Source organism: Micromonospora sp. DT53 (assembly GCF_049841535.1).
GTDB lineage: Bacteria > Actinomycetota > Actinomycetes > Mycobacteriales > Micromonosporaceae > Micromonospora.
On record NZ_JBNCKM010000009.1, the window covers coordinates 329816 to 344536 of the forward strand.

Genomic DNA, 14721 nt, shown 5'->3' on the forward strand with positions numbered 1-14721 from the left:
GTAACGTCCGGATCATCATTGAAAACCCGTTTGAGGAGATTCATGTCGACAGCTGCTGACCAGATCATCACAGCTCTGCGAGCGGGCCACGAGGAGCTTGCCGCCCTCGTACGGGACCTCAAGGAAGACGACCTGCTCCAGCCGTCGGGGGCCAGCGAGTGGCAGGTGTCCCAGGTGCTGAGCCACCTGGGCAGCGGCGCCGAGATCAACCTGGCGACGCTGGACGCCGCCCGCACCGGTGCGCCCGGCCCGGACGGGGACTTCAACCGGGGCGTCTGGGCACGCTGGGACGCGATGCCCCCCGCCGAGCACGCCGCCGGCTTCCTCGCCAGCAACGAACGGCTGGTCGAGGCGTACGAGGCGCTGGACGCCGAGACCCGGGCCTCGATGCGGATCAACCTCGGCTTCCTGCCGGAGCCGGTAGACGTGGCCACCGCGGCCCGGTTCCGGCTCAGCGAGTTCGCCCTGCACCAGTGGGACGCCGAGGTGGCGTTCAACAGGTTCGCGGCGGTGACGCCGGGGGCGGTGGCGCTGCTGCTCGACCAGGTCGGCGGCATGCTGTCCTGGACCAGCCGGCCGCAGGAGTTGGCCGGGCGGGAAGCCACCCTGCTGGTCCGCCTGCACGCGCCGGAGCGGACGTTCGGGCTGCGGCTGGGCGAGAAGGTCGAGGTCGTCGACGCGCCGGAGCGTCCCGACGGGGAGCTGGTGGCCCCGGCCGAGGCGTGGCTGCGGCTGGCCACCGGACGGCTGGGCCCCCAGTACACCCCCGACGGGGTGCGGGTGACCGGGGCGGTGACCCTCGACGACCTGCGCCGGGTCTTCGTCGGCTTCTGAGACGGCGCCGCGCGGGCCGGTCATCCGGCCCGCGCGGTCTCTCAGCCCTTCACGCAGACCACCTGCTTGAGGTGCGCGACCACCTCGACCAGGTCCTCCTGCTGGGCCATCACCTCGGTGATGTCCTTGTACGCGCCGGGGATCTCGTCGACCACCCCGGCGTCCTTGCGGCACTCCACCCCGGCGGTCTGCTCGGCCAGGTCCTCGGTGCTGAACGTCCGCTTGGCCTGCGCCCGAGACATCCGACGCCCCGCCCCGTGCGACGCCGAGCAGTACGCGTCCGGGTTTCCCCGCCCCCGCACGATGTACGACCCGGTGCCCATCGATCCGGGAATGATGCCCAGGTCGCCCCGGCCGGCCCGGATGGCGCCCTTGCGGGTCACCAGCACGTCCACCCCTCCGTAGTTCTCCTCGGAGACGTAGTTGTGGTGACATGAAATGGACTCGTCGTAGCTGACCTGCGGGAAGTGCTCACGCACCACGCCGCACAGGAGTGCCAGCATGACCGCCCGGTTGCGCCGCGCGTACTCCTGCGCCCACCACAGATCCCGCCGGTACGCGTCCATCTCCGGCGTCCCGGTGAGGAAGACAGCCAGGTCCCGGTCCGGAAGGTCGACGTTGTGCGGCAGCCCCCGGGCCACCCCGATGTGCCGCTCGGCCAGCTCCTTGCCGATGTTCCGCGACCCGGAGTGCAGCATCAGCCAGACCCGTCCCTCGTCGGCGCCACCCTGCTCCAGGCAGACCTCGATGAAGTGGTTGCCCCCGCCGAGGGTGCCGATCTGCCGCTGCGCCCGCGTCTCCAGCTGCGCCACCCGCCGGTCCAGGCCGGCGAACCGGTTCCAGAAGTCGTCCCAGCCGGCCTGCTCCAGGCCCCGGATCCGACGCGTGTCGACCGAGTCCTTGCGCTGGGCGAAGCCGACCGGGATGGTGGCCTCGATCGCGGAACGCAGCCCGGCCAGGTCGTCCGGCAGGTCGCCGGCGGTCAGCGAGGTGCGTACCGCCGACATCCCGCAGCCGATGTCGACGCCGACCGCGGCCGGCGAGACGGCCTGCCGCATCGCGATCACCGAGCCGACCGTGGCGCCCTTGCCGAAGTGCACGTCGGGCATGACGGCGACACCCTGCACCCAGGGCAGCGCGCCGATGTTGCGCAGCTGCTTGGCGGCCTGCGGCTCGATGGCGTACGGGTCGGTCCAGACCCGGACCGGCGCCCGGGTACCGGCGAGGGGGGTGAATCCCATGATGGGCTCCTTCTGTCGTGCGGTGACCGTTAATGATCAGACTTGGCGGCCGGCGGCGGTGCGCGGATACGAAAGGGCCGCCCGATCCCGGTGGGATGGGCGGCCGGCGGACGCGTCAGCGTCGGCGTCAGTCGCGCCACCCCGGCTCGTTGCGCCGCAATGGGAGCAGGCACCGGCGGGCATAGGTGCGGACGCGTCGCGACATGGCGTACTCCCTCCGGGGTTGATCGGTTGCCGTTGCATCGACGAGAGTAGGAGGGCTGCGACACGTCCGCAATGGATATCCCCACCGGCTCGCCGTGGTCTCCTGGAGGCGGACGCCACCCACACGTCCTGTAGAGCTGCCCCGGTGGTGGGGCAGTGTCGCGACGACGACCGGCGGTCTGACCGCGACACCGCCTTCGTTCGCGCGCGGTGAGCCAGGGCGCCGCAGGTCGCGGAACGCGCGACTGACCCGGTACGCCGCCCTCGACATGGTCCTCCCGTCAGTGCGGAGGCTGTGCTCGCGGTAGAAAGCCCGCGCGCGAGGGCTCGGACGGAGAGACAGTCACCGCCCCCGGCGGCAGCGGACGTGCCCCACCCACGGGGCAGCTCGACAGGGGCCCGCACCACAGGGGTTGGCACAGCCTCTGCTCCGGGCACGCCGTCCTCCGCCCGGTTCGCTCGCGCCGCCGGCCCCGGGCCGGGGTGAGTCGCGGTTCACCCCGGCACGGGACGTGGCGGTGGAGCTAGGACTGCGGCACCAGCCGGAAGGACTGGGCCGCGGTGCCGTTGCAGGTGTACTGGATGAGCTGGACGCTGTCCGCCGTGGAGGCTCCCGGCACGTCGAGGCACTTGCCGCTGCCGCGGTTGACCAGGCGGTAGTAGCCGCCACCCTCGGACTCGGCCCGCCATTGCTGGTTGTTGCCGCCGCTGTAGGACCAGAGCTGGATTTTCGCGGAGTCGGCTGTCGACCGGTCGGTCACGTCGATCACCTGGGCGCTGTTGTTGCGGTTGTTGACCCGCAGGTACCCGCCGCTGGTCGGCGCGAACTGGTACTGCTGGGCGGTGCTGCCGTTGCACGCGTACTGCTGGATGGCGGTGCCGTTCGCGCTGGCCGCGGCCCGCGCGTCCACGCACTTGCCGCTGGCCCGGTTGACAGCGGTGTGCCAGGCGGTCGGTGAGATGCCGTCGGACGGCGGGGGCGTGGTCGGGGGGGCGCTGCCGACGCCGGCGAGCCAGTGCAGTCCGTCGATCAGCAGCTGGTTCTGTTGCGCGCTGTCGAAGGTGGAGGACAGCCCGGTGTTGGTGCTGTAGTTCATCGCGTTGTGGCCGAAGTTGGCGTAGAGCATCTTGTACTGCCGGTTGCTCCAGACGAGCGGGTAGTAGCCGCCGTACCAGGACTGGTTGGGGTCGGTGCCGACCGGGAAGCTGGACGGGTCGACCGAGGCGAGGATGTCGATGTTGGGGTTCTGCCGCAGGTCGTTGCTCCAGGAGTACCACTCGCTGATCGACGACGGGAACGTCGCCGGGAGGTTGCGGGTGGCGGCGTGGGTGCGGTTGTCGGCGCGCATGGTGACCCGGGTGGGTCCCCAGGTGTTCGTCTGGAACGAGCCGGTGCCGAGGAAGGTGTTGTAGTACCAGCTCCAGCTCGACGGGTTGTCGGTCCACGCGCTGACGTGGAAGCCCAGCCACGCCCCGCCGTTCTGCATGTACTGCTGGAACGCGGCCCGCTGCGCGGTGGGCGGTGCGTCGTCGAGGAACATCACGACCTTGTACTGGGCCAGGTTGGCGGTGTTCAGCAGGCCCCAGTTGTTGGTGGCCTCCCAGGAGAAGCCGTACTGGGCGGCGGCCTGCGGGAACCAGGCCCGGGCGTCCTTGACGAAGTCGATGTGCGCGGCGTCCCAGGTGCCGTTGTAGAAGGCCAGGACCTTGAACGTCGGCGCGGCCTGGGCGAGACGCGAGGCGTTGACCGCGAGACCTGCGGTCAACGCGACGACCAGGGCGACGAACAACGACAGGATCTGTCTGGTACGGGAGGAGAGTTCTGCGATCACCTGATCGTCCCCTTCGGTCGGGACGCGCGCCGCCGCGTCGAGATGCATCTGTTCACAATGTTTACAGATAGATGAGAGGTTATGCGCTCCGGTTGGGCGGCGTCAATCGCGGACCGCCGATCGGGTGGGATTCCTGCGGCAACGGGTACCCCGGCCGGATGACCAGCCCGGACGCCGTCGACGTCGACCAGCCGCTGGCCGTGGACGTGCCCGCCGCGCCGCACGACGCCAGCGGCGAGCGGGTGCCGACCCGCGACCTGGCCGGCCTCGCGCCGCCGACCCGGGCGGCACGCCGCTGGACCCCGACCCGGGTGGTGGCCACCCCCGCCGCGCTCGACCACCCGCACGGCCAACGCATCGTCGAGCGGGTGCGGGCACTCGGCATCGAGGTGGAACAGCTGCGCGCCAACCGGCTCACCGGGGTACGCGGGCAGACCGACCGGGAGACCTACGCCCGGGCCAAGTCGACAATGGCGATCGTGGTGAGCCCACCCTCGCGGCGCGTCCTGCAACCCATCGCGCCCAGCGCCGACTGGCGGGTCGACCTGGCCGAGGGTTGCCCGGCGCACTGCCAGTACTGCTACCTCGCCGGATCACTGTCCGGCCCACCGGTGACCCGGGTGTACGCGGACCTCGACGACATCCTCGCCGGGCTGGCCGCGTACGCCGGGCGGGGGACGGTGACCAGCCGCAACGCGCGGCGCGCCGACGAGGGCACCACCTTCGAGGCGTCCTGCTACACCGACCCGCTCGCCCTGGAGCACCTGACCGGCAGTTGGCGGCGCGCGGTGCAGCACTTCGCCGACTGGGACGCGCCGGTGCAGTTGCGCTGGACCACCAAGTACGCCGACGTGGACACCTTCGTCGGGTTGCCACACGCCGGCCGGACCCGGGTCCGCTTCAGCGTCAACTGCGCCCCGGTCAGCGGTCGGTTCGAGGGCGGCACCGCCCGGGTGCCGGACCGGCTGGCCGCGCTGCGCCGGCTCGCCCTCGACGGCTACCCGGTCGGGCTGACCATCGCGCCGATCATCGCGCTGCCCGACTGGCGGGAGCACTACGGCGAGTTGCTCGACCAGGTCCGCGCGGCGGTCGACGGGGTGCCGGACCTGGACCTGACCGCCGAGCTGATCACCCACCGGTTCACCCCGGGCAGCAAGGAGGTGCTGCTCGGCTGGTACCCGCGCACCCGGTTGGAGATGGACGAGGAGTCCCGCAGCCGCAAGCACGGCAAGTTCGGCGCGGTGAAGTACGTCTACCCGCGGGAGACGATGACCGCCCTGCGCGACTGGTTCACCACCGAGCTGACCGCCCGCGTGCCAGCCTGCCGGATCCTCTATTGGACCTGATCAGCCGACCGAGGAGCGGGCGACCGGGGCGGCGAAGAACGTGTCCGGGTACGGCTCGTCGCGCAGGCTGTAGTGCCACCACTCGCGGTCGTAGTTGACGAACCCGGCGTCGGTCATCAGTCGCTGCAACAACCGGCGGTTGTCCCGGGGTGTGCCGGTGATGCGGGGGTCGGCGGTGTGCGCCCGCGAGTCGAAACAGTCGAAGCCCGTACCCATGTCGATGCTGTTGTCGGCGAAGCGCTGCCCGCGCGGCGCGGTGCAGGCGACAAGCGGCTGCCCGACCCGGTACGGAGGTTGGCTGGCGGCGGGCTCGTCGACCAGTGTCAGGTCCAGGGTGCTGCCGCGGCTGTGCGCGGTGGGCGCGCCGATGTAACCGTCGGCGAAGAGCCGACTCTTGGCCAGGTCCGGGTAGAACTCGGCCTTGGTCTGCTGCTCACCGGGGCGCTTCGACCAGGCGACGAAGTCGTCCACCGCCGGCTGCGGGCGGTAGCAGTCGTACACCTTGAGGCTGTGCCCACCGGCCAGCGCGGCGTCCTGAACGCGGCGCAGCGCCGCGGCCGCCTGCCGGGTGAGCAGGCACAGCGGCTCGCGGTAGCCGGTGATCGGTCGGCCGACGAAGTTGTGCGGCGTGGCGTAGCGGATGTCGGCGTGGACGCGCGGGTCGAGGTCGGTCAGCACCACGAACCCCGGCAGCGGGGCTGGGGTGGAGGGGGACGGGACGGGCGCGGGTGTGGGGCTCGCCGACGTCGGCTGCGGCGCGGCCGGCGCGGGTCGGGGCTCCGGCCGCGAGCAGCCGCCGAGCAGCGCGGCGAGCGCGAGCACGACGGCCAGGCGGTAGCGCACGATTCCTGTCTATCAGCCCAGCTAGGGCCACCATCCCAGGATTCACTCGGTCCACCTGCCGAAAGTAACCGGAAAAGCTCCGGAACTTTTCCGCAACTCTGCCGAAGCTTCGGTCGGCCTGGCATGTCGTCGACCCCCATCGGTGAGGCAAGATGACCCGTGGAGCGGGCACGCCGTTTCGGGACACACGGTGGGCGACCGTCTTGTGGTCGTCCCTCCGGCTCGGTGAAGGAGACGCGGGTGGGCGCGGACGACGGACGCAGGGTGACCATCACCGCGATCGCACGGGAGGCCGGAGTGTCGGTGCCGACCGTGTCACGGGTGCTCAACGGCCGCTCCGATGTGGCCCCCGACACCCGCGAGCGGGTCGAGGAGTTGTTGCGCCACCACGGCTACCGGCGCCGTACCAGCCGCAGCGTTCGCCGCGCCGGTCTCGTCGACCTGGTCTTCAACGACCTGGACAGCCCCTGGGCTGTGGAAATCATCCGAGGCGTGGAGGACGTCGGGCACGGCGCGGGCGTCGGCACGGTGGTCTCCGCGATCCACCGGCAGCCCACCGCGGCCCGGCAGTGGTTGCAGAACCTGCGCACCCGGGCCACCGACGGCGTCATCTTCGTGACCTCGCACCTGAGCCCGCCGCTGCACGCGCAACTGCGTCGTCTCAACGTGCCGGTGGTGGTCGTCGACCCGGCCGGGGTGCCGGCCATGGACGTGCCGACGATCGGCGCCACCAACTGGGCCGGCGGCCTCGCCGCGACCGAACACCTGCTCGCGATCGGGCACCGGCGCGTCGGTTTCGTGGCCGGGCCGACGCATCTGCTGTGCAGCCGTGCACGGCTCGACGGCTACCGGGCCGGGCTGGAGGCCGCCGGGGTGCCGGTGGACGACAAGCTGATCTACCCGGGCGATTTCTACCACGCCTCCGGGTTCGCCGGCGGGACGGCGCTGCTCGACCTCGCCGACCCGCCGACCGGCATCTTCGCCGCCAGCGACCAGATGGCCTTCGGCGTCTACGAGGCCATCCGACGCCGCGGGCTCCGCGTCCCGGACGACGTGAGCGTGGTGGGTTTCGACGACCTGCCGGAAGCCCGCTGGGCCTCACCGCCGCTGACCACCGTGCGCCAACCGTTGGTCGAGATGGGACGGTTGGCCGCCCGGACGGTGCTGCGCCTGGCCCAGGGCGAGGGCATCGACTCGCCCCGGGTGGAACTCGCCACCGAGCTGGTCGTTCGCGACAGCACCGCCGCCCCGACGACCGGGTCGCCCGCCTCGCCGTGACGGCCGGAACCGCGTCGGAGACCGGTTGGACCGGTACCGGTCCGTTCCCGAAAATTCCGGCCGGCGCCGCCACACCGGTGGCGCGGTGAGCGACCGACGGTCACCCACCGCGCCGTACGGTCAGTGGTGGTGGTGCCAGCGGACGGCCTTGCGGATGGTCACCGGCAGCGCGGGCGCGCCGTCGACAGGTGCCGGGTCCTCTGCGGTCGGCGCCACTCCCCCGGCGGCGATCCGGTCCAGGGTGGCCAGGCCGGCCGCGTCGACCTCCCCGAAGATCGTGTAGTTGGGGCGCAGCGCGGAGTTGGCGTAGACCAGGAAGAACTGGCTGCCGTTGGTGTCCGGCCCGGCGTTGGCCATGGCCAACACACCCCGGGCGTACACCCGCCGCTCCCCGGTCGGGTCGGTGGGCGAGGGCGGCAGGTCGGTCGGCAACTCGTCGCCGTACCGGTAGCCCGGGCCGCCCTCACCGGTGCCGGACGGGTCACCGCACTGCAGCACGCTCAGCGTCGGGTACGCGGTGAGCCGGTGGCACGGGGTGCGGTCGTAGAAGCGTTTGCCGACCAGGTGCAGGAAGCTCTGTACCGTGCACGGCGCGGCGGCCCGGTCCAGGGTCAACCCGATCGGCCCGTGGTTGGTCGCCAGGGTCACCCGGACGCTGCCCCGGGCCGGGGTGCGTCGCGGATCGGGCGGCAGCGGCACCGGCCGGGCCGCGGGCTCGTCCGGGGTCTCGGTGTACGCGCACGGACCGTGCGTGGTGCGCGGCGGTCGGGTGGCGGTGTCGACAGCGGTGGGCGGCGCGGCGGACACGCGCTCCGCGGCGGCCGAGGGGCCCGGCGCGGCGAGCGCGGTGGCGGACGCGCCGACGACCAGCGCCCCGGCCAGCACGGTCACCCCCGCGAGGCGGGTCAGGGCGCGCACCGGCCGGCGGGGTGCCGCCACTGCGGTGCGCGGTTCGAGTTCACTCGACACAGGGATCCTCCTGGACTGGTGGTGCCAGAAAGACCGGAGTCTATGGAGGGCAGCGCCCGATGTCGATCCGTCAGGGCATCCGACGGCGCCGACGCCACAGCAGGCCGCCCAACAAGGCCGCCACCGTCGCGCCGCTCACGGCGGTCACCGACCAGAGCCACCCCGAGCCGGTACGCGTGGGCGCGCTGGCCGCCGCCGGGCGGGGCGCCCCGGGTGCCGCCAGCGCGGACGGTGCCGCCGACGGGGTGGCGGTCAACTCGCCGGGCTCCACCAGTCGACCCACTGTGGCGTCCCGGGGCAGCGTGAAGCCCCAGTCCAGCAGGGCCGCGCCCTGCTCCCAGCCGCGTACCGGTGTCGATTCGGCGCCCAGCAGGGTCACCACCAGCCGCCGTCCACCGCGTTCGGCCGCCCCCACGTAGGTGTGCCGGGCCAGGTCGGTGAAGCCGGTCTTGCCGCCGAGCGCCCCCGGGTACCGGTAGATGAGCTGGTTCTCGTTCTGGATCTCGAAGCCCTTGGTGCGTTGCGCCGGCTGGGCCGGAATCGACGTCTGCTCGGTCAGCGCGTACCGGCGGAAGGTCGGCTCGGCGAAGCAGGCCCTGGCGATCAGCGCCAGGTCGTACGCGCTGGTGAACTGTCCCCTGCCGTCCAGCCCGGACGGGGTGACCGCGTGCGTCTGGAGCGCGCCCAGGTGGTGCGCCCGCTCGTTCATGGCGCGGACACCTGCGGCGCTGTCCGTCCCGCTGCCGAGTCGGGCCAACGCGTTGGCGGCCTCGTTGCCGGAGTTGAGCAGCAACCCGAGCCAGATGGTTTCGATGGTGTACCGGCCGCCCGCGACCAGGCCCACGGCCGAGGAGCCGGGTTCGATGTTCATGTCCGCGTCGGTGACGGTGACCGTCTGCTTCGGGTCGAGCTTGGGCAGCATGGTGGCCGCCAGCAGGAGCTTCTGCACGCTGGCCGGCGTGCCGTACTCGTGGGGGCCGCAGCCGCCGAGCACCTGGCCGCTGTCCAGGTCGGCGACCAGCCACGACGTGGCGGTGACCCGCGGTGGCCCGGCGACGCCGGCCGGAACGACCAGGCCGGCCGTGTCCAGCGCCGCGCCGCCGATCATCCGTTGCGCGGGGACGGCGGGCGGGGGCGACGGCCGGGGCGGGCGGGACGCCGCCGGCGCCGGGACCCGGGGGCAGCGCACCGTCGGCGCGGCGGACGCTCCCGTCGCACCGACCGGCACGGGAGCGAGCAGGACGGCGGACGTCGTGGCCGCCAGCAGCGCAGCTCTCATGTGCCCGACCCTAGTCAGGACGATCGCCCGGCGGGACGGGATGCCGGTCAACCCGCGTCACCGCGACCGCGCAGGTAGTCGTGCAGGGCAGCACTGCCCCGCAGCCGACGCACGCTGCGGGTGTGCAGCTCCTGCTCACGGCGGGCCAGCTCGGCGCGGACCCGCTGAGCGCTGCCGGTGGTCCGCAGTTCGCCCAGCACCGCGGCGATGATCTCGAACGGGTACGCGCCTCGGCGCAGCAACGCGATGACCTGCGCGGCGCGTAGCTCCGCCTCGTCGTACACCCGGTAGTTGGTGCCCGGGGTGCGGCCCGGCCGCAGCAGCTCGCGCTCCTCCCACAGCCGCAGCTGCGAGGTCCGGACCCCGACCAGGGCGGCGACCTCGCCGATGCGGGCGCCGCTCCGTGGCGCGGGCCGCGCCGCCGGCGGGCTGGCCACCACGGTCTCGAAGGCGCCGAGCACCCGGCGGATCTCGGCGCGTTCCCGGTCCAGCTCGGCATGGCCGCCGTCGAGCGCGGCAAGGGCCGCCGGCAGGTCACCCCTGTGCACCGCCGCCATGATCTCCCGGGTACGGCTCCAGCCGTGCCCCTCAGCCAACCGCCGCGCCACGGTCAGCGCCCGGGCGTGCTCCGTGGTGAAGATCCGGTAGCCGCTCGCGGTGCGGCGCACCGGCGGCAGCACCCCCAACTCGACGTAGTTGCGCACCTGCTGCACCGAGATCCCGACGGTGGCGGCCAGGTCCACGGCGCGCAGCCGATCCTCCGGGGCGACGTCCACGCGAGCCACCGTACCGCTTACGACGTGATTTGAGACTTTACGTGTCGTAGTTCTTTCGTGTGCGCTCAGAATTCGTCAGAAGTCTCTACATGTGCATGAATGAGATAATGGAACCCGCCAGTGCCCGGCGGGGCGAAGTCCCGCCACGATTCCGTGAAGGGTTCGCATGTCGCAGCCAGCATGGTCCGCCGCCGACAGCCACGACATGATCGAGGTACGCGGAGCGCGGGAGAACAACCTCGCCAGCGTCTCGGTCGACATCCCCAAGCGCCGGCTGACCGTCTTCACAGGTGTCTCCGGGTCGGGCAAGTCGTCGCTGGTCTTCGGCACCATCGCAGCCGAGTCCCAGCGCATGATCAACGAGACCTACAGCGCGTTCCTCCAGTCGTTCATGCCGAACCTCAACCGGCCGGACGTCGACTCGCTCCGCAACCTCAGCGCGGCCATCGTCGTCGACCAGGAACGGATGGGCGTCAACTCCCGATCCACCGTCGGCACCGCCACCGACGCGTACGCCATGCTGCGGATCCTCTTCAGCCGGCTCGGCCAGCCGTCCATCGGCGGTGCCGGAGCGTTCAGCTTCAACCTGCCCGAGGGCATGTGCCCCACCTGCGAAGGGCTGGGCCGGGTCTCCGACCTCGACGTCAACGAGTTGGTCGACGTCGAACGCTCCCTCAACGACGGCGCGATCACCGTGCCCAACTTCGCTGTCGACTCCTGGTACTGGCAGACCATCGTCGGCTCCGGCCTGTTCGACCCGGACGTCAAACTCCAGGACTTCACCCCACAACAGTGGGAGGACTTCCTGCACAAGCCGTCCACGAAGATCAAGATGGGCAGCAACAACTGGACCTACGAGGGCCTGGCCGTCAAGGTCAAGCGGCTCTACCTCGCCAAGGACCGCGAGTCGATGCAACCGCACATCCGCGCCTTCGTCGACCGGGCGGTCACCTTCACCAGCTGCGGCGACTGCGGCGGCACCCGACTCAACGCGGCGGCCCTGTCGTCGCGGATCGCCCGACACAACATCGCCGACTGCTCGGCCATGCAGATCAGTGACCTGGCCGCGTTCGTCCGCACCGTCGACGACCCGGGGGCCGCGCCACTCGTCGCCAACCTCCGCGACCTGCTGGACTCCCTGGTCGAGATCGGTCTGGGCTACCTCAGCCTGGACCGTGAGTCGGCGACCCTCTCCGGCGGTGAGGCGCAACGGGTGAAGATGGTCCGACACCTCGGCTCCAGCCTCTCCGACGTCACGTACGTCTTCGACGAACCCACAGTCGGCCTGCACCCGCACGACATCGCCCGGATGAACGACCTGCTGCTGCGACTACGCGACAAGGGCAACACCGTGCTGGTGGTGGAACACAAACCGGAAACCATCGCCATCGCCGACCACGTGATCGACCTCGGACCGGGCGCCGGCACCGACGGCGGTCGGATCTGCTTCGCCGGCGACCTCCCCGGCCTGCGCCGCTCCGACACGCTCACCGGGCGGCACCTGGACCACCGGGTGACCGTGCGCGGCGCGGTACGCCAACCCACCGGGCAACTCGCCATCCGCCAGGCCGACCTGCACAACCTGCACGACGTGGACGTGGACATCCCCCTCGGGGTGCTCACCGTGGTCACCGGCGTGGCCGGCTCCGGCAAGAGTTCACTGATCCACGGGTCGCTGCGCGGCCGGTCCGGGGTCGTCATCGTCGACCAGTCCCCGATCCGTGGCTCACGACGCAGCAACCCGGCCACCTACAGCGGGGTGCTCGACCCGATCCGCACCGCCTTCGCCAAGGCCAACGGGGTCAAGGCCGCGCTGTTCAGCGCCAACTCCGAGGGCGCCTGCCCGACCTGCAAGGGAATCGGCCTCATCTACACCGACCTGGCCATGATGGCCGGCGTCGCAAGCGTCTGCGAACGGTGCGAAGGGCGACGCTTCACCGACGAGGTGCTCACGTACACGCTGCGCGGCAAGAACATCCACGAGGTCCTGACCATGTCGGTCACCGAGGCGTACGCGTTCTTCCCTGGTGGTCCGGCGCACGTCGTCCTCGGTCGGCTCGTCGACGTCGGGCTGGGCTACCTCAGCCTCGGCCAGCCACTGACCACCCTGTCCGGCGGGGAACGGCAACGACTCAAGCTCGCCATCCACCTCGCCGAGAAGACCACCACATACGTACTGGACGAGCCGACCACGGGCCTGCACCTGGCCGACGTGGACCAACTACTGGCCCTGCTCGACCGTATGGTCGACGCCGGAAACACGGTGATCGTCATCGAGCACCACCAGGCGGTCATGGCACACGCCGACTGGCTCATCGACCTCGGCCCCGGCGCCGGCCACGACGGCGGCCACGTCGTCTTCACCGGCACACCGGCCGAGCTGGTCGCCACCGGCGACACCCTCACCGCCAAGCACCTCCGCGAGTACGTCGGCGAACCGGCGGTGATCGGCCAGAGCTGACACCGCCGCCCCAAGACCAACCGGAGCGCGGCGGGCCGACACCGGTGGGCGGCGCGACCGGTAATGGTCCGGCGGCGGTGGACCAGCGGCGGTGCTGCCGGCGATGGTGGCGGTGGCGGTCATCGGCGGTGGTCCAGCGGTGCCGGCGGCGGTGGTCCAGCGGCGGTGCCGGCGGCGGTGGCGGTGGCGGTGATCGGCGGTGGTCCAGCGGTGCCGGCGGCGGTGGTCCAGCGGCGGTGCCGGCGGCGGTGGTCGGCGGTGGTCAGCTGACGCGGCGCAGCCAGCGCCGCTGCCAGGGGGTTTCCACCGCCTTCGGGTGGTAGCCGGCCCGAACCCACGGCACCGCTCGCTCGACCGGCAGGCCGTCGAGGATCGCCAGCGCGGCCAGGGCCGTTCCGGTGCGGCCCACCCCACCGCGACAGGCCACCTCGACGCGTTCACCGTCGTGTGCCCGCCGCACCGCCTCCCGCAGGGCGTCGAGGGCTTCGGCGCGGTCGAGCGGCACCCAGAAATCGGGCCACCGGATCCGCCGGTGCGGCCAGGCCGGCTCCGGACCGGCTGCCAACAGCACAGCGAAGTCGGCGGGCGAGGTCGCGGCAGCGATGCGGCGTCCGCGCACCATGGCCCCGCTGGGGAGTACGAGTACGCCCGACTGCTCGGACCAGGGCTGCGCATCAGTCACCCGAACATTGTGCCGCTGCCCACCGACGGACGAGCACAGACAGCGCCGCCCCCGGCCTTGTGGACCGGGGGCGGCGCTCGTGTCGGTGTGCAGGTCGCCTCTCGGCGAGTGGCACGACGCGGCTCCAGCCGAACGGTATTCCGCGAGGGCGATATTAGGTGAGGCCCGGGGACACTGAGTCACACCGACACTGTCCACAACCAGCCCACCCCCGACGTTGTTCCCGCACCCCACCCCGGCTCGCGCGTCCGGGGGCCGGGGCCGGGGGCCGGGGCCGGGGGCCGGGGCCGGGGGCCGGGGCCGGGGGCCGGTGGTGCGACGCGTTGCCACACCGCCGCATGCACCGTCGGGTTCCCATCGGCGCACCGCGGATCGCCTCTCCGCGACCGTCGCGCCGCGTTTCGGCCATGCCCTACGAGATCTTGGACAGTTTCCGTTCTGCGCGCACTGACAGATGTCATGGGACTGAATAGTTCTGCGCGAACGGAAACTGTCCAAGATCTCGCGGACAACGCACCCGAACCACCCCATCCGCTTCCACCGACCGCCTGGCACAGGGCGGCGCGGCACCCCACGGCCAACAGCCAGCACCAGGTGCCTGCCGCAGGAAACGGACGTGCCGCTGGCCGGCACCCCGGTCGCGAGATGCCGACCCAACAGTTGATCTGGTGCGGTGGTGCTGCCGACCGGTGGGGTGGCATCCGCAGTCAGCCACCAGCGCCATGCGGTCCCAGCGGGAAAGCCGCCAGCCGGCACCCGGGATACGGGTGCCGGCCAACGCTCAAATCGTGCGGTGGTGCGGTGGTGTTGGTGTGGGTCAGCTGTTCCAGTGCTGGGCGGCCAGGTCGGTGGCCTGCTGCTCCCACTGGGCGTAGGCGTCGGGGTAGGCGGAGACCTGCACGGTCTGCGCGGCCTCGGTCAGCGGCATGTCCTGCCAGCCGTCGACCTGCTTGAGGCCCTTGAGGAACGCGGTGGT

Annotated in this window: 11 protein-coding genes; 4 read left to right on the forward strand and 7 right to left on the reverse strand. The window is 71.7% G+C overall.

Features of this window, described 5'->3' with window-relative positions:
- Positions 1-42 precede the first annotated feature (42 nt).
- Positions 43-834 carry a maleylpyruvate isomerase family mycothiol-dependent enzyme gene (locus tag ACLQ3B_RS26900; RefSeq protein ID WP_425783475.1) on the forward strand — a complete coding sequence of 264 codons (792 nt, stop codon included), beginning with the start codon at positions 43-45 and terminating at the stop codon, positions 832-834.
- Positions 835-875: 41 nt separating this feature from the next.
- Here the strand turns inward: ACLQ3B_RS26900 and ACLQ3B_RS26905 are convergent, their stop codons facing one another.
- Together ACLQ3B_RS26905 and ACLQ3B_RS26910 are read right to left on the reverse strand one after the other, a co-directional pair.
- Positions 876-2075 (reverse strand): RtcB family protein, encoded by a 1200-nt coding sequence (locus ACLQ3B_RS26905; protein WP_425783476.1) that lies wholly within the window; start codon positions 2073-2075, stop codon positions 876-878.
- 728 nt (positions 2076-2803) lie between these two features.
- The gene (locus tag ACLQ3B_RS26910) at positions 2804-4159 is read right to left on the reverse strand and encodes an RICIN domain-containing protein (protein ID WP_425783477.1); all 1356 of its coding nucleotides are present in this window, start codon (positions 4157-4159) and stop codon (positions 2804-2806) included.
- A 110-nt stretch (positions 4160-4269) separates the two neighbouring features.
- Between ACLQ3B_RS26910 and ACLQ3B_RS26915 the strand changes: the two genes are divergently transcribed.
- Positions 4270-5457 (forward strand): spore photoproduct lyase family protein, encoded by a 1188-nt coding sequence (locus ACLQ3B_RS26915; protein ID WP_425783478.1) that lies wholly within the window; start codon positions 4270-4272, stop codon positions 5455-5457.
- Here the strand turns inward: ACLQ3B_RS26915 and ACLQ3B_RS26920 are convergent, their stop codons facing one another.
- Complete coding sequence (locus ACLQ3B_RS26920) at positions 5458-6300, reverse strand: M15 family metallopeptidase (RefSeq protein WP_425783479.1); 843 nt, start codon at positions 6298-6300, stop codon at positions 5458-5460.
- A gap of 240 nt (positions 6301-6540) precedes the next feature.
- Here ACLQ3B_RS26920 and ACLQ3B_RS26925 point away from each other — a divergent pair, with 240 nt between their 5' ends.
- Positions 6541-7578, forward strand: coding sequence for a LacI family DNA-binding transcriptional regulator (locus ACLQ3B_RS26925; RefSeq protein WP_425783480.1), 1038 nt, complete (start codon positions 6541-6543; stop codon positions 7576-7578).
- A 120-nt stretch (positions 7579-7698) separates the two neighbouring features.
- Here ACLQ3B_RS26925 and ACLQ3B_RS26930 read toward each other — a convergent pair whose 3' ends face one another.
- The 3 genes from ACLQ3B_RS26930 to ACLQ3B_RS26940 all read right to left on the reverse strand — a co-directional run bounded on the left by ACLQ3B_RS26930 (position 7699) and on the right by ACLQ3B_RS26940 (position 10602).
- A complete protein-coding gene (locus ACLQ3B_RS26930) occupies positions 7699-8547 on the reverse strand; it encodes a peptidylprolyl isomerase (protein WP_425783481.1) in 849 nt (282 codons plus the stop codon).
- A 70-nt stretch (positions 8548-8617) separates the two neighbouring features.
- Positions 8618-9826 carry a D-alanyl-D-alanine carboxypeptidase family protein gene (locus ACLQ3B_RS26935; RefSeq protein WP_425783482.1) on the reverse strand — a complete coding sequence of 403 codons (1209 nt, stop codon included), beginning with the start codon at positions 9824-9826 and terminating at the stop codon, positions 8618-8620.
- Between the two features lie 47 nt (positions 9827-9873).
- Positions 9874-10602: a MerR family transcriptional regulator gene (locus tag ACLQ3B_RS26940; protein WP_425783483.1), complete on the reverse strand. Its 729-nt coding sequence runs from the start codon at positions 10600-10602 to the stop codon at positions 9874-9876.
- A gap of 166 nt (positions 10603-10768) precedes the next feature.
- Here ACLQ3B_RS26940 and ACLQ3B_RS26945 point away from each other — a divergent pair, with 166 nt between their 5' ends.
- Positions 10769-13063: an ATP-binding cassette domain-containing protein gene (locus tag ACLQ3B_RS26945; protein WP_425783484.1), complete on the forward strand. Its 2295-nt coding sequence runs from the start codon at positions 10769-10771 to the stop codon at positions 13061-13063.
- A gap of 262 nt (positions 13064-13325) precedes the next feature.
- On the opposite strand, the gene ACLQ3B_RS26950 is transcribed toward ACLQ3B_RS26945, so the two are convergent.
- A complete protein-coding gene (locus ACLQ3B_RS26950) occupies positions 13326-13745 on the reverse strand; it encodes a protein-tyrosine phosphatase family protein (RefSeq protein ID WP_425783485.1) in 420 nt (139 codons plus the stop codon).
- Between the last annotated feature and the right edge of the window lie 976 nt (positions 13746-14721).

Coding starts and splice junctions, on each gene's coding strand:
- ACLQ3B_RS26935 (WP_425783482.1), bottom strand. CDS start 9,826: ATGAGAGCTGCGCTGCTGGCGGCCACGACGTCCGCCGTCCTGCTCGCT.
- ACLQ3B_RS26910 (WP_425783477.1), bottom strand. CDS start 4,159: ATGCATCTCGACGCGGCGGCGCGCGTCCCGACCGAAGGGGACGATCAG.
- ACLQ3B_RS26915 (WP_425783478.1), top strand. CDS start 4,270: ATGACCAGCCCGGACGCCGTCGACGTCGACCAGCCGCTGGCCGTGGAC.
- ACLQ3B_RS26900 (WP_425783475.1), top strand. CDS start 43: ATGTCGACAGCTGCTGACCAGATCATCACAGCTCTGCGAGCGGGCCAC.
- ACLQ3B_RS26905 (WP_425783476.1), bottom strand. CDS start 2,075: ATGGGATTCACCCCCCTCGCCGGTACCCGGGCGCCGGTCCGGGTCTGG.
- ACLQ3B_RS26945 (WP_425783484.1), top strand. CDS start 10,769: ATGTCGCAGCCAGCATGGTCCGCCGCCGACAGCCACGACATGATCGAG.